Genomic DNA, 22,121 nt, shown 5'->3' on the forward strand with positions numbered 1-22,121 from the left:
GTTGTGGTTATGAAAGTACTCGTCTTAGGCGGTGGTGTGATCGGTGTGACTTCTGCCTATTTTCTTGCCAAACACGGTGTCGATGTCACCATCATCGACCGTCAAGCGGATGTCGCCGAAGAGACCAGTTTTGGCAATGCAGGACAAATCTCACCGGGTTATTCGACGCCGTGGGCAGCACCGGGCATTCCGACCAAGGCATTTAAATGGTTTTTCCAAAAGCACGCACCGTTTAATTTTCGCCCTGATGGCACGGCATTTCAGCTGCAGTGGATGAGCCAAATGCTTGCCAATTGCAATGACAAATCCTACGCCGTCAATAAAGCACGCATGGTGCGTGTCGCTGAGTACAGCCGTGACTGCCTGCGTAACTTGCGTGCCGATACAGGCATCGAGTACGAACAGCGCACCCAAGGCACGCTGCAGCTGTTTCGTAAGCCTGAACAGCTTGATGCGGTACATCAAGACATTAAAGTACTACAAGAGATGGGTGTGGATTATGAGCTGTACGACAACGCTGCAGGCTTAGCAAGCGTCGAACCTGCCCTAGCCAATGCCAAGGCGAACTTGCTTGGCGGTCTGCGCCTGCCTAATGACGAGACAGGCGACTGCAATCTGTTCACCAAGCGATTGGCAGCGCTTGCCAGGGATTTGGGCGTGAAATTTTTATTCAATAAAACCATCGATCGCTTGGTCGTCGATGGTGGCAGCATGACAGGCGTCATCGTTGATGGCGAGCTTGTGAGCGCGGACAATTATATCTTGGCACTGGGCAGCTACACCCCTGCGATGGTCAAATCACTGGGGCTAAAACTGCCTGTCTATCCTGTCAAAGGCTACTCACTGACCGTGCCAATCGTTGATGCCAATAACGCGCCCGTCTCAACCGTGATCGATGAAACTTATAAAATCGCCATCACACGCTTTGACAACCGTATCCGTGTCGGCGGCATGGCAGAATTATCTGGCTTTGACTTAGGACTGAACCCTGCGCGCCGTCAGACGCTTGAGATGGTGTGCGGTGAGCTGTTCAGCGGTGGCGATCTGCCGAGTGCGACCTTTTGGACAGGCTTGCGTCCGATGACACCAGATGGCACACCTGTGATCGGCGCAACCAAAATCAAAGGCTTGTACCTAAACAACGGTCATGGCACGCTGGGCTGGACGATGTCGTGTGGTTCTGGTAAATTGATCAGTGACATCGTCACAGGACAAACGCCAGAGATCAGCCTTGAAGGTTTGTCATTAGAGCGTTATAGTTAATTTTATCTTAATAATACTTGACAAGGAGTAATTTATGAGTATCCAAAAATTCGACAGCAACGAAACCCTAAGCGAAGTCGCTGTGCATAATGGCGTGGTCTATCTGGCAGGTCAAGTGCCTGATGATGACAGCCTGGACATTGCAGGTCAAGCGCGCCAAGTGTTCGCCAATATCGATAAAGCCCTTGCCCAAGCAGGCAGCGATAAAGCACATCTGCTATCAGCGCAAGTCTTCATCAAAAACCTAAGCGACTTTGAAAGCTTCAACGCCGAATGGAAAGCGTGGGTCGCAGGCACAACGCCACCTGTGCGTGCGACCATCCAAGCCAACTTGGTCAATCCAAACTGGCTGGTAGAAGTGATGGTCATCGCCGCGGTGAAATAAGTCCAAGCAAGCTAAATACCAAAACCGTCTGGGAAGCGATTCTCAGATGGTTTTTTGTTGTCAAACTACATCACAATCAACATTTTACCCCACAAAGTGTGCTATGCTACCGCTTAGCACTATGGTCGTATAAAAACAAAATAAGACTGGGCAGCGAGTTGCAGATAGTACAGCAAGACAAGCGGGCGCAGTATTATTTTGAATTTTATAGACCATAAAACACAAACCACACAAGGGAAAACTATGACCACCAACACCATCCGCGCCTATGCCGTACACGCACCACACAGCCCTGCTGAGCGTTATGACTATGACGCAGGCGCCCTAAAAGCCGATGAAGTCGAGATCAAGGTATATTACTGCGGCATCTGCCATTCTGATCTATCGATGATGGATAATGAATGGGGCACGAGCGTCTATCCACTGGTTGCAGGACATGAGATCATCGGTGAGATCATTGCACTCGGCAGTGATACCAAGGGTCTGTCCATCGGGCAGATGGTCGGTGTCGGCTGGACGGCTGAGTCGTGCCAGCACTGCGATCCATGCATCGGCGGCAAGCACCATGTCTGCAAAAGCGCCGTGCCAACTGTCCTGCACAAAGGCGGCTTTGCTGATAAAGTACGCGCGCAGTGGCAATGGGTCATCCCGATGCCTGATGGGATTGATTATGCCAAAGCAGGTCCGCTGTTGTGCGGCGGCATCACGGTATTTCAGCCACTACTACAGCACCACATCCAAGCGCATCACAAGGTCGGCGTGATCGGCGTCGGTGGTCTTGGACACATGGCGCTTGAGTTTTTTAATGCGTGGGGCTGTGAAGTGACTGCCTTTAGCTCAAATCCTAATAAATACGACGAAATCTATGCCTTAGGCGCGCATCACATCTTAGACTCGACCAATCCTGACAGCTTTGCGGACGCAAAAAACAGCCTAGATCTCATCGTCTCAACAGTCAATGTACCACTGGACTGGAAAGCGTATATGAAACTGCTTAAACCTGAAGGCAAGCTGCACATGGTCGGCGCGGTACTCGAGCCGATGTCAATCAGTGCGTTTTCGCTGATCGGTGGTGCCAAGTCGGTCACAGGCTCGCCAACAGGCTCGCCGATTCATCTGCGCACGATGATGGACTTTGCTGCACGCAAGCAGATTCATCCTGTGGTCGAAGAATTTCCGATGTCAGAGATTAATGACGCCATCCGTCATCTACAATCAGGCAAGGCACGCTATCGCGTGGTATTGAAGAACGACTTTGATTGATTAATTATACTTAACAAAAAAACCGTTTGTGCTTCATAACACAAACGGTTTTTTGGATAAATCTACACCATCACGCACCATCATACAGCTTACGCACCACTTCACCGATGGTGGTGATGCCTTTGGTGATGGTCTCATCATCTTGAGCGATTGATAAGCGGATACATTCGCGCGCGTGCGGATAATTGGCAGTCTCAACACCGACGAAAAAATGCTCCGATGGGATGATCAGCGTGCCTTGCTGTTTTAAAATCTGATACAGTTCGGTCGTTGAAATGGGCAGATTTTCAAACCACACCCATAGGAAAATCGCGCCTTCAGGCTTATGGATTTTCACAGGATAATTGGCAAAATTTTCTTGTAATAGCTTCACCGCCAAGCGCGCTTGCGTCTGATAAAACGGCTGAATCACCGTGTCCGACAGTGTCTTGATCTCATCATTGGCAAATAGTGGTGTCGCCACCGTCGCCCCAAAACGCACAGGCGACAGATTAACGATGGCATTCATATTGCTGATGGTTTTGACCACATTTTTATTGGCAACGATGATGCCCGTGCGCGTACCGGGTAGTCCGACTTTTGATAAGCTAAAGCACAGCACGGTATCATCATCCCAGCTTAAGGTAGTGTCGGTGTAGATGATGTTCGGAAATGGCATCCCATAGGCGTTATCGACGATCAATGGCACGCTGTATTTTTTGGAGATGGCGGTCAAACGCGCCATCTCATCATCAGTCAGCACATTGCCTGTGGGGTTGGTTGGGCGCGAGCAGCAGATCGCACCGATCTTGCCATTTTTTAGCTCTTCTAAATTTTCTAACACATCAAAATCAACACGATATTTGAAAAACCCTTCTTGTCCTTCGTGCGAAACCAGCTCAATGCTTGGCGGCACAGCGACAAAATGCACACCATCGATATGCACATCAGCATAGCCAACATATTCAGGCGCAAGCGGCAGCAGGATCGATTTGTCCGTGCCATCGTCGAATTTACCTGCAAATAAGTTGAACAAATAGAAAAAGGCATTTTGTGAGCCATTGGTCAAGACAATATTCTCACTGGTCAGCTGCCAATCATAATGGCGGTTAAAAAACTCCACCAAAGTCGCGATGAATTTAGCATCACCTTGCGGGTTGGAATAATTGCCCACACTGTCCAAAGCCAGCGCATTCGCTACCACAGATTTAAGCGTCTGCTGATAAACTGCGTTCAATTCAGGGATGCTAGCAGGGTTGCCACCGCCAAGCATATTGACAGGTTTGTCGCTATTGAGCGCATCACCCAGATCATCCATCAGCTGCAATATGGCGCTGTCTTTGGTGAATTTTTGACCGAATTTTGAGAATTTCATGGCAGAACTCTGACTGTATGGCGGTGGTTGTACTGATTAAAAACAGCAGCGTAAAATGGTTTCACATGAAACATCTTGTTATACTGCTTGATACCATCACTCGATGTATTTGACTTTCAGTGGTGGGAAACCGTTAAATTCTACTGAAGAATAAGAATTGGTATAAGCCCCTGTGGTCAGCCAATACAGCTTATCGCCAATCTCAAGATCTTGTGGCAGTTTATAAGCGGCGTGCTCATACATGATGTCGGTGCTGTCACAGGTTGGACCCGCCAAAATCACCGTGCCTTTTTCGGTGGCGGTTTCCATTTTTGGCGTATAAACAGGGTATTTGATCGCTTCACCCAAAGTCTCAATCAAGCCTTGGAACAAGCCAACATCGGTATAAACCCAGCGCGTCAAATCGGTGCGTGATTTGCGGCTGATCAGCACGACTTCCGACACCAACACACCGCTATCACCGACCATCGAGCGGCCCGGCTCTAGGATAATTTCAGGCATTTCATCGTCATCATAGTCTTCTGACAGATAGCGATGAATCTCTTCGGCATAGACTTTGACAGGGTTCACTTCACTGATGTAGTTGGTCGGGAAGCCGCCACCCAAGTTGATCATTTTTAACTGAATATTTTCTTCATATTTCATCCAGTCAAACATATATTTGACCTTGGCAAGCGCATCATCCCACGCCGCGACATCTTTTTGCTGACTGCCGACATGGAACGAGATACCATAAGGCACAAGCCCTAAGTTCTTGGCTTGTACAAGCAGATCCACCGCCATATCAGGGTGGCAGCCAAATTTACGCGACAATGGCCACTCGGCAGTGTCCGCGCCGTGTACAAGAATGCGCACAAAGACTTTTGAACCAGGGGCATTATTAGCAATATTGATTAGATCCGCTTTAGAATCAGTGGCGTACAAGGTGATGCCTTTTTCAAAAGCATATTTGACATGCGCGGCTTTTTTGATGGTATTGCCATAAGAAATGCGATCAGGCGAGACGCCACAGTCTAGCACACGATCAAGCTCATAAATCGATGCGCAGTCAAAATTTGAACCCAAATCCGCCAAATATTTCACCACTTCCACCGCAGGACTGGCTTTCATCGCATAATGAATTTTGGCTTTTGGGAATAAGCTGACCATCTCTTCATATTTGGTCTTGATGCGGCTGAGATCCACGACAAGCAGCGGCGTGTCTTCACCTTCGGCAGCTTGGGTGAATTTTTGCCATTGCAATTGGTCAAAATATTGATCAATCTTAATCATCTTGTTTTTTTCCTATGCGATTATTTGGATGTGTGCAACACGACAAATCAGCGTAATGCACGCATTTTTACCCAGTTATTATAACAAGCTTTTAGGGAATCAAGCTAGGATTTTGCACATTTTGATCAAACAAAATAAGCTTGTCACAATAACAAACTTACTGTTATCATCATTAAATCCCTTGACGATTTTCGGCATAAATCATCACCAAACCCCCAATGGCGATAAGTGTCAATCCCACAAGCTTAATCACATCAACCCTGCGCACTTCAAGACCTAGCCAACCAAAATGCGCAAACAAGGTGGCGAATAGCATCTGCCCCAAAAACACCCAAAGCAGTGTATTCGCTGAGCCGATTTTTGGTGCAGCAATAAACATAAATAAAATGTAAAAACTGCCGAGCAGACCAAATAACCACATCCACCAACTTGCTTGCGTCGGCATCGGTGGTCTTAGCGTTCCACTCATCAAAAATGCAAGTAAAGCAGATGCAACCATACCACCCAAATACAAATAAAAAGTCGCCTGTATTTGGCTTGCGTGTGTACTTTGGCGAAAGGCATTAACCATCGCAAGCTGTAGCGGAATGATCGCACCACCGATTAGACTAATCATGATGTAGGGTAGTTTCATAAAGCATCCCAGCGTTATTATATAGCCACATGATAATTGATGATCTGCACGACTGTCAATGTTGGTAAGTCTCGCACTTTACAAGCTTAAACACACTTTTAGGGTAACAAAAAAGCTCACCCCAAGGTAAGCTTCATCATTGGTTATTGGTATCAGTCATCGCGCGTACGCACTTCTAAGAGCTCAATCTCAAAATACAGCGTTGAGCTTGGCGGGATTTTACCCACAGCGCGCTCACCATAGGCAAGCTCGGCAGGCACGATAAGCGCACGCTTACCACCCACTTGCATTGGTGCGATGACTTGACCATCAGATTCAAAGCCAAGCACACCCAAATCCCAGCCCTTGATCACGCGCCCTGTGCCGATTACACATTCAAACGCGCGACCACGACTGATTGATGAATCAAATTCGGTACCATCGGCAAGCTTGCCCACATATTGCGTGCTAATCAGCGCGCCTTTGACAGCGGCTCTGCCTGTGCCGACGGTGATGTCAGTGACTTCGATCATATCATTCGGTCGCCGAGATATTCGCCGCTAGGCTGATGGTGGAAGTTTGGTTGATGGTGACAGGGGTAATCTCTGCCAATGCTGCGGCGATTTTTTCTTCTTTCAGCTTTTTTTGTGCCAAAGTTTCTTGCGATACTTCTGCTTGCTGATTGCCATCGACACGCTTGATGGTCACTTGGGCGCGACCTTGGCTCAGTGGTGCGATTTTGGCAAATGCACCTTTTGACAAATCTAGCGACACGCCATATTTGCTAAAGCCGCCAGTATCATTGACACGACAGACCACAGACTTGCCATTTTTGACATTGGTCACTTCAAGCAAAGTACCCATCTTGTGACTATTGCTCGCACAGGTCATGGCATTTTGGTTAAAACGCTCGCCACTGGCAGTCTTACGACCGTGGAATTTATCACCATAATAAGTGACGGTGGCAGCTTGCGCGCTTAGGCTTAATAATACGGTTGCAGCTAGTAGAAGTTTTTTCATAACGGATTTCCTTGGGGTGTTGCCCCTTGGTTGATGGTTTATTTTCTTTTACAGCAAATTTTCGTACCGCGTATCATAGCCAAAACCCTTGATGATTACAAGGATTTACAAATATTTTGACATTTTTATAACAATTGCTATTTAATGTTACTGAATTATTGCTTTTAGGGATGGTAAATGGATAAACAAAAGCCACCATTCTTTAATGATTGGCAGCTTGATATTTATTTGCTTTTATAAAATTAATACATAGGCTGATTTAACTTCAGCTGAATCACTTCATTATCATCTGCTAGGTTTGCATTACGCCCTGATGAGCTAGGGAAGTTATTATCATTTAGCACGGTGAGCGTAGTAGCATCTTCAATAATGACATCTTCAATGGTGAAAAACGGAAAGGCGAATTGCTTACCTGCGCCTATATCACCTGCACGCACAGGTTTATAAAGACGGTGCGGATTATGAATATCCATCAAATTAACCAATTCAGTGCGCGCAACTGTCTGACCTGACGATCCTAGCGTAATACGAATCAATTTTTTGTAGCCATCTAATTTATTTTCGCTATCATCTCGCTCAATTAAAATCCCCGAACGATTATCAATCATCTGAAAATCGCCAATTGCTGTTGCTTTTTCGTCCAAGTTAAACAAATAATAATTGCCAGTATAAGCTTTTTTATCCAAATCAAATTGGAATATCAACAGCTGTTTGCCTGTGGCATTGGTTAAGGGTTTTTCTAATACGGGGTACAAAAACTTACCATCAGCGGATTTTGCCATACCTTCAAAGCCACCACTACGCTGTACCAATGCAGAAGAGCTTTGAGTATTCAATGGATTTTGCGGCGAGCGCAGATATTCTCCTGTCTGATAAGGACTGGGCAAAGCAATTGGTGCATTAATTAACACACCATCTTTATCAAAATGCAATAAAAAAGGACCGAACTCTTCTCCAATCCAATAACCACCATCAGCATCACGCTGAATAGATTCAGGATCAAAATCCGCTCCTGTTAAAAGTCTATCAGGTGAATTTTGATTAACAATCTCAAAAGGAATCAGGCGATTAGGATCTTTAAGCTGAACATAATTAAGCACCTTAACTTCACCTGTACCACCTGCTTGGGTGCGAAAATCCACTGCGACCTGATAAAGTCGCAACAAAAAATCTGCCGAATTATCCTTAGCTCCAAAGCCGTTATCCGCAAGCACCGTATAACTACCATCATTGTTTTTCAGCGCACCAGAAAAGCCTTGTACTGGCTGTGCTTTAAACGGCGGTGTAATACCATTCGCCGCCTTAACTGCACTACCTGACATTGGACCATCAGCATAAGTCTCAACACCCAATTTCGCAAAGCCCGTCAATGTTGCTTTTGGAGTGGTTGCCATTGCTGGTATTGCCAAACAGCCCGCCATCAAACCAACTGCCATGTGCTTTTTCATAAAATCTCCTGTGTTATTTATGGATTGCATTCTAATGATGCAAACATTTTAACAGGCATTTATGACAAAACCATGTCGTTCATATGGCAATTTTAAGTCATTGACTTAACAATAAAAATTGCCCAGTCAATAAGACTGGGCAATTTTACAAACCTTATTCCCACTCAATCGTCGCAGGCGGTTTACTACTCACATCATAGACCACACGAGAAACATCTTTGATTTCATTCATAATACGCGTTGAGATTTTATCCACCAATTCATATGGCAAATGAGCAAAACGAGCGGTCATAAAATCCACCGTTTCCACTGCTCTGAGGGCAATCACCCACGCATAACGGCGACCATCTCCGACCACGCCGACTGATTTTACAGGTTGGAACACCGCAAAGGCTTGAGCGGTCTTATCATACCAGCCAGACGCACGCAACTCTTGCATAAAAATATCGTCTGCCAAACGCAAAATATCGGCATATTCTTTTTTGACTTCGCCCAAAATACGCACACCTAAGCCTGGGCCTGGGAATGGATGACGATAAATCATATGATGAGGAATGCCAAGTGCCACGCCAAGTTTACGCACTTCATCTTTAAACAAATCACGAAGTGGTTCAACCAATTCAAACGCCAAATCATCAGGCAAACCGCCAACATTGTGGTGCGATTTAATCACATGAGCTTTGCCTTGTTTGCTTGCCGCCGACTCAATCACATCAGGGTAAATCGTGCCTTGTGCCAAGAATTTTACACCATCTAATTTACGAGCTTCTTCGGCAAAAACTTCAATAAATTCACGCCCGATAATTTTGCGTTTGACTTCAGGGTCAGTAACACCTGCCAAAGCGGTCAAAAAGCGATTTTCCGCATCTGCACGAATTACACGAATGCCCATATTTTCGGCAAACATTTGCATGACTTGGTCGCCTTCATTAAGACGAAGTAAGCCATTATCCACAAATACGCAGGTAAGTTGGTCGCCAATGGCACGGTGTAACAAGGCCGCTACTACCGATGAATCTACACCGCCTGATAAACCTAGCAATACTTTTTGATCGCCAATTTGCTCTTGGAGTTGTTTAATGCGCAATTCAATAATATTTTCTGAATTCCACGCATTACCGCAACCACAAATAATATGTACAAAGTTTGAAATCAATTCTGTACCTTTAGCGGTATGCGTTACTTCTGGGTGAAATTGTACGCCATAAAATTTGCGATTCTCATCACTAGCAGATGCATAAGGACAGCTTGGCGTGGAAGATGTTACGCTAAACCCTTCAGGTAAACGCACCACTTTATCGCCATGACTCATCCATACTTGTGATTGATTTTTGTCATCGCCCACTTTGCTAAGTAAGCTGTCTTGATGGCTGATATTAATCTCGGCATAACCAAATTCATGTACGACACCCGCTTCAACCTTACCGCCTAATTGTTCAGACATGGTTTGGAAACCATAGCAAATGCCAAGCACAGGTACACCTAAATTAAACACAATCTCTGGTGCTCGTGGGCTTCCTTCTTCATGTACGCTTTCAGGCCCCCCTGATAAGATAATGCCTTTTGGATTAAAGGCTTTGATGTCCTCGATTGACATATCATACGCATACATTTCAGAATATACGCCTGCTTCACGTACTCGGCGGGCAATCAGTTGGCTGTATTGAGAGCCAAAGTCTAAAATTAAAATACGGTCTTGGGTGATGTTGGTCATGAGTCTTTCCTGCGATAGTAAAAGAATGATGGCAAATTATTTAAGGATAAATCATAAATGTAAAGCAATGCCCAACATCTCGTTGGGCAACACTGGGTAAATCAAGCATCAATATCCGCATTTAGGGCGTTTTCTTCGATAAAGATACGGCGTGGCTCGACATCATCGCCCATCAGACAGCTAAACAGATGGTCGGCTTTGATGGCGTCTTCGATGGTGATTTTGAGCATACGGCGATTTTCGGGGTCCATGGTAGTTTCCCACAGTTGTTCCTTGTTCATCTCGCCCAAGCCCTTATAGCGCTGAACATCGACGCCACGACGAGCCGCTTGCATCAGCTGCTCCCACAGATGGTGAAAATCTTTGATGGCGCTGTCTTTGTCGCCACGGCGTAAGAATGCTTCTTCAGTCAGCACAGTATTCCACTCACCACTTAGTCGCAGTAAGCGCGCATAGTCGGACGAACCCAAAAAGCCCAAATCCAAGAGATAATGCTGTGGCAAGCGGTGCATATAAATCGTCACTCGTGGTAGCCACTGACCTGCTTCAGACTCCGTACCTGTCATCTCGACAAGCTCAATCTTTGGCTCAAGCTTTGGTGCAATTGTGCTAAGCTTGGCTTGTAGCGCATCCGCCCAAGCTTGTACCGCAGCTTTATCATGAATGCTTACGGTGTCAAATTTCGGCACAAAAGTCAAAGCATCAAGCAGCTCAGCAGGGTATTTGCTTTGCAAGCGATTTTTCACCACTTGGCTTTGGCTATAGGCATTGAGCAGCTTTTCTAAAGCCAATCCCGTCACCGCAGGCGTATCCGCGCTCAAAAACAGCGAATGATCATCAATGGTCGATGACAGCAAGTACGCATCCAATGCTTCAGAGTCTTTAAGATACACTTCTTGCTTACCGCGTTTGACCTTATACAATGGCGGCTGCGCGATATAAATGTGCCCACGCTCAATCAGCTCAGGCATTTGACGGAAGAAGAAAGTCAATAGCAGCGTACGAATGTGCGAACCATCGACATCGGCGTCAGTCATGATGACGATTTTGTGATAGCGTAGCTTATCTGGATTGTACTCATCAGGACCGATACCTGTGCCAAGCGCAGTAATCAGCGTGCCGACTTCAGCGGATGACAGCATCTTGTCAAATCGCGCGCGCTCAACATTCAAAATCTTACCTTTCAGCGGCAAAATCGCCTGCATCTTGCGGTTGCGCCCTTGCTTAGCAGAGCCACCCGCCGAGTCACCCTCGACAATGAATAATTCAGATAATGCAGGATCTTTTTCTTGACAATCCGCCAATTTACCCGGCAAACCCGCGATGTCTAGCGAACTCTTGCGACGCGTCATCTCACGCGCCTTACGCGCCGCATCACGCGCACGCGCCGCATCGATGATTTTGGCGGCGATTGACTTGGCAGCGGTTGGATTTTCCAATAGGTATTCTGACAAGCGTTCGTGCATCGTGGTCTCAACCACAGATTTAACTTCACTTGAGACCAGCTTATCCTTGGTCTGCGAGCTGAATTTTGGATCTGGTACTTTGACAGAAATGATCGCCGTCAAGCCTTCGCGCGCATCATCGCCTGTGACTTGCACTTTTTCTTTTTTGGTTAAATTCTCAGATTCCATATAATGGTTCAAGCAGCGCGTCAAGGCTGAGCGAAAACCTGACAAGTGCGTGCCGCCGTCTTTTTGTGGAATGTTATTGGTAAAGCACAGCACTTTTTCGTTATAGCTGTCCGACCATTGCAGCGCCACTTCCACGCCGATGCCATCTGCGCCATCTGCCGTGAAATGAAAAATGTCGTTTAGGGTTTGCTTGCCGCCATTGATATAGCTGACAAATTCTGACAAGCCACCCTTATGCTCAAACACTTGGCTGACCCCTGTACGCTCATCAGTCAGCACGATGCGCACGCCAGAATTTAGAAATGACAATTCGCGCAGACGCTTGGCAAGGATGTCATAATCAAAGGTCGTCACACCCTTAAAAATCTCAAAGCTTGGATAAAAGCGTACCTGCGTGCCTGTCTGCGTCGATGGCTCAAGCTTGGCAAGCGGCGCATCTGCCACGCCATCGGTATAGCTTTGGCTGTGCGCATAACCATCACGCCAGATGTTGAGCACCAGTTTTTTGGATAGGGCATTGACCACCGACACACCCACACCATGCAGACCGCCTGAGACCTTGTAAGAATTATCATCAAACTTACCGCCTGCGTGCAACACCGTCATGATCACTTCAGCTGCCGATACACCTTCTTCAGGGTGGATATCCACAGGAATGCCGCGACCATTATCCATCACCGACACCGACTCATCATCATGAACGATGATATTGATCTCATCACAATGACCTGCCAGTGCTTCATCGATGGCATTATCCACGACTTCAAACACCATATGGTGCAAACCTGTGCCATCATCGGTATCACCAATGTACATCCCTGGGCGGACGCGCACCGCTTCCAAGCCGCGCAGGACTCGGACATTTTTGGCGGTATATTCTTCGCTGCCGCCAGTATTGTGGTTTTCGTTGGTGATCTCAGTCATGATAAATCAATCCTTCCAAGGGTATTTTTGGGGTGATTTCTACCCAAATTCTTTTGATAAAATTAGTGTTTATTATAGCATTTTTTTTATCAAAAGTCATCTTTGACGCAGGGTATTTGACACGAGCAATCGCAAGAATATGCAGCATCACCTTGGCGGGTTTTTGATAAATAAGATGAGTAGTGGCATGGGTGGAAATATGACGGTTTATACAGCGACAAACTCACCCTGTTTCACATGAAACATCTGATAGCTATTCATCGCTACAGCAGGGAGGTCAGTGGTGGTATCGAGCAGTGATTGCTGAAGTTGATTTTTAAGTTTTTGTTGAATAACAGCATGAAGATCATCATGTAAGCTTGTGATGATGATCTGACAAGGCAGGGATAATACCGCATCTAATAGCACATCGATCGCCTGCGCATCAAGCTCAGCATCGATGTCATCGATCAGTACAGTCGGTGGGTTAATTAGGTGCGTTACCGCGGCGGATTGATCGCTTTGCTGTGTGATCATTTCACAGACCAAAGTCAATTGCGATAACCGCAGTGCAGTGATGAGTAGCTTTTTTTCACCGCGTGATAAGATGTGGGTTGCCGCTTCGGTTTGTGCCGCTTCATCCGCTGCTGACATTGTCATCAGCACCAAGACATCAGCACGATGCGCACCTACGCGCGTATAGCCAAGCTCAATGTCCGCCATCGTACGCGCAGATAAAATCGCTTGCAAAGACTGACTGCTGTCAAATCCTGCATGATAGCTTAAGTGTAGCTTATCTTGATAATCTGGCAATAATTTACCCAGCATATTGGCAAAGTGTAACTGCCACTGATCAAACACCTGTCTGCGACAAACATCAATCTGCTCGGCATACAAGGACAATTGCCCATCCCACGCGGTCAGCTCTGCCAATCTTTGGCGAATGCCGCGCTGCTTAAGCAGACTGTTTCGCTGCTTGAGTAGTCGCTGATAATTGAGCCATGCTTGATAAAAATCAGGTTTCACATGAAACGCCAACCAATCGATCAGCTGACGGCGATTACTACTACCTTCATCCAATAGACTCATGCTTGACGGATCGATCAATAGCATCGGCAGATGAAAACTGAGTGCACTTTGTGATGGCAAGGGCAGCTGATTCATGCGAATCTGTGTATCGCTTTTACCTTGGGTGTCCAGCTGTTTTTTGATGGCGATGCTGGCAGTTTCACCGAAGTTTGTACTTGCCCACACCACACAGTTATCCTTGTGATGACTGATGTAACGACGCGGCTCATGATGGCGAAAACTGCGCCCGCGTGACAGCAAAAACACCGATTCTAATAAAGAAGTCTTGCCACTGCCATTTTCACCGACCACCAAATTACAACGGGCAAGTGAAAGATTCACCTGCCCCAGATTGCGAAAATGATGGATGCTCAGACGCTCAATCATGCCCTAAACCCACACAGGCACACATCAGACGCGCATCGGCATGATGACATATTGATGCAGCTCATCACCGATTTGATGGATCAAAGCAGGTGTGCTTGGCTGATTCATCTCAAGTTGAATACGCCCATCAAGCACGCCTAAGACCGCACGCAGATAGGATTCATTAAATGACAATTCAATCGGCGCGCCTTGATAGGACACAGCCAGTAATTCTTCAGCTTCGCCTTGGTCGCGATTATTTACGCCAACTTTACAAACTTCAGCTTGATCGAACTCAAGCAGCACCCCTGGTGCTTCTTTGCTATTTAACACCGAAATGCGGCGCAGTACATCGACCGCTGCTTCTTTGTCAAATTGTGCGATCTTATCATTATTAGTCGGCAAGACGCGGCGATAATCAGGGAATTTACCTTCGATCAAGCGCGCCGATAGACTAACCACCAGCTGACTGTGCGTTTCGGTATCGCTCAGCACCAAGCCCACTTGCAAAAACTCGCCATCAAAGCCCAATTCCACCACTTCAGTATCGTCATTGGTCTTAGCAAGCTCAAGCAATAGACGCTCAAGCTCAAGCACCGCCTTACCTGGAATAATCATCTGACTGGTTTCATAATTTTCTGAAAGCACGCGATGTGCCACCGCCAAGCGATGACCATCGGTTGCCACCGCAGTCAATTTATTATCTTGGATCTCAAACAGCATACCTGTCAGATAATGGCGCACATCTTGGGTCGCCATCGCAAAACGCGTATGATGAATCAGGCTTGTCAAATCACCTTGGGTGATCTTGATGATATTAGATGCGCTTGCTGTGCCGATGCTTGGGAAATCCTGCGCAGGTAGGCTGCTTAGCGTGTATTTGCCTTTGCCACTGGTGATCAAACAGCGCGTCGTCCCTTCTGGCGCATCGATGGTGACCATCTCTTCAGACAGTGATTTACAGATATTAAAAAACATCTCGGCAGGCAGCGTCGTTGAGCCTGCTTGCAAGCACGCACCTTCAGGAATCTCAAAGCGCGTGGTCAGCTCAAGCTCCAAATCCGACGCAGTCAAAGTCAGACTTTGCTGATCCAAAACCAGCTTGATATTACCCAAAATAACAAAGCGATGGCGCTTATCAGCCGCCTTCACCACCAAATTGATCGCCTTGATCAATAGCTCACGATTGATGGATAATTTCATACACACTCACTGTTTTTCTAAGGTTAATTCTTACGCGTATTCTAACATCATCTTTAGCTTATGATAATCCGTTTCGATGCTAGGATCGGTCATTTTCAGTTCTTCAATCTTCTCGCACGCGTGCATTACGGTCGTATGATCGCGTCCACCGAACACCTGCCCGATCTCAGGAAAGCTGTCGCGCGTCACTTCACGGATCAGCGCCATCGCCATTTGGCGTGGACGGGCAATATTGCGCGCGCGCTTTTTACCCATCAGATCTTTGGGCGAAATCTCATAAAATTCCGCCACCAAATCACGAATACTCTCAGCATTCAAAGCACGGGCGCGAGATTGCACTTGATCGCGAATGGCATCACGCACCAGTGCCATGGTGACAGGCACGCCTTTTAAGTCAGCAGACATACGCACATTTTTAAGCGCACCTTCAAGACCACGCACATCAGGCGGTAAGTTTTGCGCCATAAAAATCGCACAATCTCTGGGCAGATCAATCTGTAATAGGCTTGCCTTTTTCTCCAAAATCTGTACACGCATCTCCATATCAGGCGGTAAAATAGCCAAGGATAAACCACCTGATAAGCGTGAAATGCTACGATCATCAAAATTGGTCATCTGCGACGGCGGACGATTCGACGCCATCACCACCTGCTTACCAGGCTGAGAAAAATGCTCGAACAAAGTCATTAAAATCTCAGTGACTTTTGGTGCTTTTTTGCCATCGTACATGTGCATGTCATCGATGATCAACAAATCTGCGGCGCAAATCTCTTTTTTAAATTTATCAATCTTATCATTGACCACCGCTTTGAGCGTCGTGCTATAAAAATGCTCTTTGGTGAAATAAAAAAACGATTTGCCGTATTTTTGGTAGCGATGTGCCATGGCATGCATCAGGTGTGTCTTACCAAGCCCTGATGAACCATAAATAAAAATCGGACCATAGTTGTACTTGCTGTCTTTTTTGGACAGCTCATTACACGCATTGTACGCATCTTGATTAGCGCGCCCCTTGACAAAGCCATCAAAGGTAAAGGTCGGATCAATTGACAAGCTTTCAACGACTGCTGTCGATGTCTTAGTGCGCGCGGCAGCTTTTGGTTTTGCCTTAGTACTTGGTGTGGTGCTGACCACCATCTCCACACGCACATCACTGATCGCACCCTGACCATAAGTAGTTACCAATGCCTTGATGCGTGCCAAATAGCTATTGACATGATTGACAAAAATCGCATTTGGCGCAAGCAAAATCAGCACGCCATCATCCAACTGCGGACGCAGTGGTGTGATCCATTGGCGGTAGTCTTTTTCTTGCAGCTCCATCTGCAAGTCAGCCAAGCACTGTTGCCACACCTGGCTGCCATCAGCATGCTCTGACACGCTTTGACTAAATTCATCGGCAAACAAACTCATGACCCAACCTACCCAGCAATCCAAAAAAATGACGCAACCACTGCGCCATTCATCAACAGCACAATACCCTAATTAAAAAATAATTAAATTTACTCAGTATAAAAATGAAAATATGACACCAGAGACTTTGCGACCCCGATCCAAATATGGGACAAATACTACCACATTTCGCCCAAATTTCAAGCATTATTTTTTGTGGATAACTTTATGGATAAGACTGTGGATAACTAAAATCACCCAGTTTTCCACATTTTACAAACAGATTATTAACATATTTTTCCACAATATAACTTACAGATTTTAATCATAAAATATTGGTTATCCACAAAAAATCTACCACCTTATTATTATTATATTATTTTTTATTTATATAAAATAAGACAAGTAAAAATCTGTGGATAACTTTTTTGTAATCCGCTTGTCATACGCCATTATAACAGCCCTATCATTTGAGTAAAACAGCGATTTTTGACACCAAAAAACAATTTCTTTGTAAGCGATTGATCTGATTAATATAAAAAAATCTGTTGAAATTTAATCACAGTCACCAAGACCTACCAAGAACCTAATCTTGATGAGTTCTGTGAAAGACTTGACTTTGTTTATCTATTTTGATATGATTGAAAAGTTTTTTGCTGATTTTATCACAAAAACCATTAACTAGTTAATTGTAAATTGGTCGTTTGGTGGCTTTTTGGCTACTGCCGACACTCAAGTCATTACAGATTTTGTAATGCTAACATCTTAAGGTGACTTATGAAACGTACATTTCAACCAAGCGTTCTAAAGCGCAAGCGTACTCACGGTTTCCGTGCTCGTATGGCAACCAAAAAAGGCCGCCAAGTTTTGGCTCGCCGTCGTGCCAAAGGCCGTCATCGTTTGACTGTGTAATGTAAATTACAGCCAAATCCAAAAGCACCGCACTGTCGGTGCTTTTTTGTGTCCAGATTTTTTTAATCATTGTTTGGTGCGCTGTAAGATTGCCATCAAAAGTCAAATGACTGCAAAAATTTTAACAACAATTCATTCGTTTAGTGCTACAATCCTTATTATTTCTCTTGTAATTTACCATGACTGATACCAATTTTTCTACATCTGATACTTCAGTGTCTATAACCAAACCTGTGAATTTTGGCTTTGATAAATCCCAGCGTCTTTTGCGCCCAGATGAGTTCAAAACGGTGTTTGATGCACCGATCAAAAAAATTCACACACCACATTTATTGGCATTTATTGGAAAATCCGATAAGTCATCAGCGCGCTTAGGGCTTGCCATCACCAAAAAGAAACTCAAAAAGGCGGTCGATCGCAACCGTATTAAGCGCATCACGCGTGAAGCATTTCGCCATCATTGTCCCGCTCTTATACCGATCGATGTGGTGCTGATCGTCAAAGTCAGCTACGATCGTGAGTTTGACATCTCTGATGAAGTCACCCAATTGTTTAATAAAATTAACAAACAATTCTCAAAGTAAAAATCCATAATTTTTCTTATTGATAAGAAATGTTAAAAAAACTACTGCTTAGGTTTATTTACCTATATCAGCGTTATATCAGCCCAATGATGGCGCCGCGCTGTCGTTATTACCCTACTTGTTCGGCTTATGGTAGGCAAGCGCTACTGTGGCATGGGGTGCGCCGTGGTCTGCCGATGCTGATTCGGCGTGTGGCAAGTTGCCATCCTTGGGGTGGGTCAGGCATTGATTTTGTGCCCGTTCCTTTGTATCACTTGTATTTTGTGCCAAGTAACATCAAGCCACAAATGGTCTATGATGAGCCAATATTTTATGCTGATTTGCTCAATCATTATTTGTGTCATCACAGTGCGTGAGCGATTTTTGACAATTTTCCCCAAAAAATCAAACTTTTAGCAATATTTTCTAGGATTTTTAGCATAAGTCTAGTAAAATAAAGGGTTTGTTCACAAGATTTTTGGATTTTGACCTATGAACCTTGGGTTTGTGGCGTCTAGGTAGAGTTAGGATTGATAACTATGCAAAAAATTCTTCGGATTTTGATCATCATTGCGATGCTGATCACCGCCTATTTGCTGGTGCTTGCGTGGCGTGATGATTATGCGGGCAAGCCTGCAACCACGCAGCCTGTGGCGACACAGTCAGCCAGTGATGTGCCATCGGCAACCAGTGGCGATGTGCCAGCGGTGGCGGGTACGCCTGTTGCCACTGCCGCCACAAGTCAGCTTGTCAGCGTCTCAACCGACCGCCACGACATCAAGATTGACCTAAATGGTGGTGATATTGTCTATACGGCATTAAAGCAGTATCCAGCCACCAAAGATGGCAGTGATCCGTTTGTATTGCTAGAAAGCGACACAGCGCGCACTTATGTGGCTCAGACCATGGTGGTCGGCGATGGTGTGGACAGCACCGCAGGCCGTGCCAAGTACCAAGCGGATGCGACAAGCTATGAGATGACGGGTGATACCCTAACCGTGCCATTGACTTATGAAAATAATGGCGTGAAAGTCACCAAAATCTACACCTTTACCAAGGGTCAATACCCGATCGGCGTCAAGCAAATCATCAGCAATACTTCAGGCAGGGATTGGCAAGGTGAAGCTTATACGCAGCTAAAACGCGATAACAGCAGCGATCCAGGTGTTGAAAATAAAGGCATGATGAGCATGGCGACTTATCTGGGTGGTGCTTGGGGCACGCCAGATGAGCCGTATAATAAGCTTAAATTTGGCAATTTTAATGATGGCGAGCTGAATGTCTCAAGTGACAAAGGCTGGGTTGGTGTGGTGCAGCATTATTTTGTCTCTGCGTGGACGCCAAAAAATTACACCGCAACTTTCTTTAGCCGCAGCACCGCCACCGAAAACTACATCGGTTATAAGACTGCTGTCGCCGTGGCAAATGGTAAGCAAATTGAGCTTGACAGCACCTTGTACGCAGGTCCAAAAGTGCAAAAAGAGCTTGCGCCAGTGGCTGAAGGCTTGAACCAAACGGTGGATTATGGTCTATTATGGCCGATCTCAAAAGTACTGTTTGCCATCCTTGAAAATATCCATAAATTCATCGGCAACTGGGGTTGGTCAATCATCGTGCTGACTTTGATTGTTAAAGTTGCGCTGTTTTGGCTGTCAAACAAAAGCTATATGTCGATGGCAAAAATGCGCGCCATCGCACCAAAGCTACAAGCCTTAAAAGACAAGCATGGCGATGATCGTATGGCAATGAGCCAAGAGATGATGCAGCTGTATCGCGACGAGAAAGTCAATCCGATGGCAGGCTGCTTGCCGATTCTGATTCAGATGCCAATTTTCCTAGCCTTGTACTGGGTATTGGTAGAGTCGGTGGAGCTGCGTCACGCGCCGTGGATGGGCTGGATTACCGACCTATCAGCGATGGATCCGTGGTTTATTTTGCCGATTTTCATGGGTGTGACCATGTTTGTACAGCAGCTGCTAAACCCACAACCGACCGATCCAATGCAGGCGAAAATGATGAAAATCTTGCCTGTGGTCTTTGCGGTATTCATGCTGTGGTTCCCGGCAGGTCTTGTGCTGTACTGGACGGTGAATAACCTATTTAGTATGACGCATCAGCATATCGTCAATAAGCGTGTAGAAAAGCAAATGCAAGCGCGCGAAAGCTGATTAAACTAAGCATCCAATCCCATCAAGTCTGACTTGGTGGGATTTTTCTTGGCTTGATGGTGGGGAAATTTTGCCATTTTTAATACGAAAGTGATACAATAAAAGGTTAAACTAAATTTATCTTAAAATAGCAATATTCATACCATGAACACATCGACCCAACTGCCCACCATTGCCGCCATCGCCACACCCATTGGACAAGGGGGTGTGGGCGTCATTCGCCTGTCGGGTAAGGCAGCTTATGAGATTGGTTGCGCCATCACGCGCCGCGATCATCTAACGCCGCGCATGGCACATTTTGGCGGCTTTTATGGGATAGACGGCATCATTGATGAAGGGGTGGTGATTTATTTTAAAGCACCACATTCATTCACTGGTGAAGATGTGGTGGAGCTGCAGGGACATGGCGGCATGGTGTTACAAAATATGCTGCTGGCGCGCGTGTTTGAGCTTGGTGCGCGCCAAGCGACGGCGGGTGAGTTTTCTTATCGCGCCTTTGAAAATGACAAGATGGATTTGGTGCAAGCTGAAGCCATCAGCGATGCCATCGCTGCCACTTCCACCGCTCAAGCCAGCAGTGCCATTCGCTCACTGACTGGGGAATTTTCCCACAAAATCAATCACTTGGTGGATGAGCTGACGCATTTGCGTCTATATGTCGAAGCGGCGATTGACTTTCCTGATGAAGAAGATGTGGATTTTTTGGGTGATGGTGTGATCGAGTCCAAGATCAATTCGGTGCTTGGTGGCATTGATGCGATTTTGGATACTGCCAAGCAAGGACAGCTGCTTCGCGATGGTGTGCATGTGGTGCTGGCAGGTAAGCCCAATGCAGGCAAATCAAGCCTACTAAACCGCTTATCCGGCACGGAGCGCGCCATCGTCACGGACATCGCAGGGACGACACGCGATACGCTCGAAGAGACTTTGGTATTGGGTGGCTTGACCGTGCATTTGACGGACACTGCAGGGCTTCGTGATACGGTAGATAAGGTTGAGCAAATCGGTATTGCGCGCGCGTTTGATGCTATTAAAAAAGCCGATGTACTGCTGATGGTCTATGATGTCAATACCGAGCATGATCCGCTTGCCTTGGCGCATGAGCTGTTCGCTGCTGAATTGGATACCGAGATGGGTGAGATTATCCGCCAAAAGCTGATCATGGTTGCTAATAAATGCGATTTGCTGGACGCTTTGCCTGAAGCAGGTGTTTCACATGAAACAAATGATACACCAAAAATTGTCCATGTTTCATGTGAAACATCTTATGGTATTGATACACTGGTACAAGTGCTGAGTGATAAAGTGGGCTTTCATCCACCAGAAAATAGTCTGATCGCACGCACGCGTCACATTGATGCCCTAAAGCGCGCTAAAGCATTTACCTTAGAAGCGCATGAGCAGCTGACAGTGTATCATGCTGGGGAGTTGGTGGCGGACAGCCTAAGATTGTCCCAACAAGCTTTAGGTGAGATCACAGGGCAGATGAGCGCCGATGAATTATTGGGTAAAATTTTCTCAAGCTTTTGTATTGGCAAATAAGGTGAGTATGATAGAAAAATTTGTCGGTTGATAAAAGT

General features: G+C 46.0%; 19 protein-coding genes. 8 read left to right on the forward strand and 11 right to left on the reverse strand.

The window, feature by feature from the left end; genetic code table 11:
• Positions 1 to 9 precede the first annotated feature (9 nt).
• The 3 genes from NGM44_RS05405 (at position 10) to NGM44_RS05415 (ending at position 2,911) form a co-directional block, all read left to right on the forward strand.
• Positions 10 to 1,263, forward strand: a complete 1,254-nt coding sequence (locus NGM44_RS05405; RefSeq protein ID WP_253224561.1) for a D-amino acid dehydrogenase — start codon at positions 10 to 12, stop codon at positions 1,261 to 1,263.
• A 34-nt stretch (positions 1,264 to 1,297) separates the two neighbouring features.
• Positions 1,298 to 1,648, forward strand: a complete 351-nt coding sequence (locus NGM44_RS05410) for a RidA family protein (RefSeq protein ID WP_253224562.1) — start codon at positions 1,298 to 1,300, stop codon at positions 1,646 to 1,648.
• 243 nt (positions 1,649 to 1,891) lie between these two features.
• Entirely contained in the window at positions 1,892 to 2,911 is a 1,020-nt protein-coding gene (locus NGM44_RS05415) for an NAD(P)-dependent alcohol dehydrogenase (RefSeq protein ID WP_253224563.1), read from the forward strand.
• A 70-nt stretch (positions 2,912 to 2,981) separates the two neighbouring features.
• Here the strand turns inward: NGM44_RS05415 and NGM44_RS05420 are convergent, their stop codons facing one another.
• The 11 genes from NGM44_RS05420 to dnaA all read right to left on the reverse strand — a co-directional run bounded on the left by NGM44_RS05420 (position 2,982) and on the right by dnaA (position 16,919).
• The gene (locus tag NGM44_RS05420) at positions 2,982 to 4,265 is read right to left on the reverse strand and encodes a valine--pyruvate transaminase (protein ID WP_253224564.1); all 1,284 of its coding nucleotides are present in this window, start codon (positions 4,263 to 4,265) and stop codon (positions 2,982 to 2,984) included.
• A 96-nt stretch (positions 4,266 to 4,361) separates the two neighbouring features.
• The gene (locus NGM44_RS05425) at positions 4,362 to 5,537 is read right to left on the reverse strand and encodes a type III PLP-dependent enzyme (RefSeq protein WP_253224565.1); all 1,176 of its coding nucleotides are present in this window, start codon (positions 5,535 to 5,537) and stop codon (positions 4,362 to 4,364) included.
• 172 nt (positions 5,538 to 5,709) lie between these two features.
• Positions 5,710 to 6,171 (reverse strand): DMT family transporter, encoded by a 462-nt coding sequence (locus NGM44_RS05430; RefSeq protein ID WP_253224566.1) that lies wholly within the window; start codon positions 6,169 to 6,171, stop codon positions 5,710 to 5,712.
• Between the two features lie 152 nt (positions 6,172 to 6,323).
• Positions 6,324 to 6,683 (reverse strand): FKBP-type peptidyl-prolyl cis-trans isomerase, encoded by a 360-nt coding sequence (locus NGM44_RS05435; protein ID WP_253224567.1) that lies wholly within the window; start codon positions 6,681 to 6,683, stop codon positions 6,324 to 6,326.
• A 1-nt stretch (position 6,684) separates the two neighbouring features.
• Positions 6,685 to 7,170 (reverse strand): septal ring lytic transglycosylase RlpA family protein, encoded by a 486-nt coding sequence (locus NGM44_RS05440; RefSeq protein WP_253224568.1) that lies wholly within the window; start codon positions 7,168 to 7,170, stop codon positions 6,685 to 6,687.
• Between the two features lie 242 nt (positions 7,171 to 7,412).
• Positions 7,413 to 8,591: an esterase-like activity of phytase family protein gene (locus NGM44_RS05445; RefSeq protein ID WP_253224633.1), complete on the reverse strand. Its 1,179-nt coding sequence runs from the start codon at positions 8,589 to 8,591 to the stop codon at positions 7,413 to 7,415.
• A gap of 181 nt (positions 8,592 to 8,772) precedes the next feature.
• Positions 8,773 to 10,332 (reverse strand): glutamine-hydrolyzing GMP synthase, encoded by a 1,560-nt coding sequence (gene guaA, locus NGM44_RS05450; protein WP_253224569.1) that lies wholly within the window; start codon positions 10,330 to 10,332, stop codon positions 8,773 to 8,775.
• A gap of 101 nt (positions 10,333 to 10,433) precedes the next feature.
• Positions 10,434 to 12,881 carry a DNA topoisomerase (ATP-hydrolyzing) subunit B gene (gene gyrB / locus NGM44_RS05455; RefSeq protein WP_253224634.1) on the reverse strand — a complete coding sequence of 816 codons (2,448 nt, stop codon included), beginning with the start codon at positions 12,879 to 12,881 and terminating at the stop codon, positions 10,434 to 10,436.
• 216 nt (positions 12,882 to 13,097) lie between these two features.
• Entirely contained in the window at positions 13,098 to 14,324 is a 1,227-nt protein-coding gene (locus tag NGM44_RS05460) for a DNA replication/repair protein RecF (protein ID WP_253224570.1), read from the reverse strand.
• 24 nt (positions 14,325 to 14,348) lie between these two features.
• Positions 14,349 to 15,506, reverse strand: coding sequence for a DNA polymerase III subunit beta (gene dnaN / locus NGM44_RS05465; protein WP_253224571.1), 1,158 nt, complete (start codon positions 15,504 to 15,506; stop codon positions 14,349 to 14,351).
• Between the two features lie 30 nt (positions 15,507 to 15,536).
• Positions 15,537 to 16,919, reverse strand: coding sequence for a chromosomal replication initiator protein DnaA (gene dnaA, locus NGM44_RS05470; RefSeq protein WP_253224572.1), 1,383 nt, complete (start codon positions 16,917 to 16,919; stop codon positions 15,537 to 15,539).
• A gap of 756 nt (positions 16,920 to 17,675) precedes the next feature.
• Between dnaA and rpmH the strand changes: the two genes are divergently transcribed.
• From rpmH to mnmE, 5 genes are all read left to right on the forward strand, one after another.
• On the forward strand, positions 17,676 to 17,810 hold the full coding sequence (rpmH, locus tag NGM44_RS05475; RefSeq protein ID WP_003662232.1) for a 50S ribosomal protein L34: 135 nt from the start codon (positions 17,676 to 17,678) through the stop codon (positions 17,808 to 17,810).
• Positions 17,811 to 17,989: 179 nt separating this feature from the next.
• Positions 17,990 to 18,394 carry a ribonuclease P protein component gene (rnpA, locus tag NGM44_RS05480; protein ID WP_253224573.1) on the forward strand — a complete coding sequence of 135 codons (405 nt, stop codon included), beginning with the start codon at positions 17,990 to 17,992 and terminating at the stop codon, positions 18,392 to 18,394.
• Between the two features lie 29 nt (positions 18,395 to 18,423).
• Entirely contained in the window at positions 18,424 to 18,750 is a 327-nt protein-coding gene (gene yidD / locus NGM44_RS05485; protein WP_253224574.1) for a membrane protein insertion efficiency factor YidD, read from the forward strand.
• Between the two features lie 162 nt (positions 18,751 to 18,912).
• Positions 18,913 to 20,541, forward strand: coding sequence for a membrane protein insertase YidC (gene yidC, locus NGM44_RS05490; protein WP_253224575.1), 1,629 nt, complete (start codon positions 18,913 to 18,915; stop codon positions 20,539 to 20,541).
• A 144-nt stretch (positions 20,542 to 20,685) separates the two neighbouring features.
• Positions 20,686 to 22,083 (forward strand): tRNA uridine-5-carboxymethylaminomethyl(34) synthesis GTPase MnmE, encoded by a 1,398-nt coding sequence (gene mnmE, locus NGM44_RS05495; protein WP_253224576.1) that lies wholly within the window; start codon positions 20,686 to 20,688, stop codon positions 22,081 to 22,083.
• The last annotated feature ends 38 nt before the right edge of the window (positions 22,084 to 22,121 follow it).

It is taken from the genome of Moraxella sp. FZFQ2102 (assembly GCF_024137865.1).
GTDB lineage: Bacteria > Pseudomonadota > Gammaproteobacteria > Pseudomonadales > Moraxellaceae > Moraxella.

Coding starts and splice junctions, on each gene's coding strand:
- NGM44_RS05425 (WP_253224565.1), bottom strand. CDS start 5,537: ATGATTAAGATTGATCAATATTTTGACCAATTGCAATGGCAAAAATTC.
- NGM44_RS05410 (WP_253224562.1), top strand. CDS start 1,298: ATGAGTATCCAAAAATTCGACAGCAACGAAACCCTAAGCGAAGTCGCT.
- dnaN (WP_253224571.1), bottom strand. CDS start 15,506: ATGAAATTATCCATCAATCGTGAGCTATTGATCAAGGCGATCAATTTG.
- rnpA (WP_253224573.1), top strand. CDS start 17,990: ATGACTGATACCAATTTTTCTACATCTGATACTTCAGTGTCTATAACC.
- mnmE (WP_253224576.1), top strand. CDS start 20,686: ATGAACACATCGACCCAACTGCCCACCATTGCCGCCATCGCCACACCC.
- NGM44_RS05430 (WP_253224566.1), bottom strand. CDS start 6,171: ATGAAACTACCCTACATCATGATTAGTCTAATCGGTGGTGCGATCATT.
- NGM44_RS05420 (WP_253224564.1), bottom strand. CDS start 4,265: ATGAAATTCTCAAAATTCGGTCAAAAATTCACCAAAGACAGCGCCATA.
- dnaA (WP_253224572.1), bottom strand. CDS start 16,919: ATGAGTTTGTTTGCCGATGAATTTAGTCAAAGCGTGTCAGAGCATGCT.
- NGM44_RS05440 (WP_253224568.1), bottom strand. CDS start 7,170: ATGAAAAAACTTCTACTAGCTGCAACCGTATTATTAAGCCTAAGCGCG.
- NGM44_RS05435 (WP_253224567.1), bottom strand. CDS start 6,683: ATGATCGAAGTCACTGACATCACCGTCGGCACAGGCAGAGCCGCTGTC.
- yidC (WP_253224575.1), top strand. CDS start 18,913: ATGCAAAAAATTCTTCGGATTTTGATCATCATTGCGATGCTGATCACC.
- guaA (WP_253224569.1), bottom strand. CDS start 10,332: ATGACCAACATCACCCAAGACCGTATTTTAATTTTAGACTTTGGCTCT.
- NGM44_RS05460 (WP_253224570.1), bottom strand. CDS start 14,324: ATGATTGAGCGTCTGAGCATCCATCATTTTCGCAATCTGGGGCAGGTG.
- yidD (WP_253224574.1), top strand. CDS start 18,424: ATGTTAAAAAAACTACTGCTTAGGTTTATTTACCTATATCAGCGTTAT.
- NGM44_RS05445 (WP_253224633.1), bottom strand. CDS start 8,591: ATGGCGGGCTGTTTGGCAATACCAGCAATGGCAACCACTCCAAAAGCA.
- rpmH (WP_003662232.1), top strand. CDS start 17,676: ATGAAACGTACATTTCAACCAAGCGTTCTAAAGCGCAAGCGTACTCAC.
- NGM44_RS05405 (WP_253224561.1), top strand. CDS start 10: ATGAAAGTACTCGTCTTAGGCGGTGGTGTGATCGGTGTGACTTCTGCC.
- NGM44_RS05415 (WP_253224563.1), top strand. CDS start 1,892: ATGACCACCAACACCATCCGCGCCTATGCCGTACACGCACCACACAGC.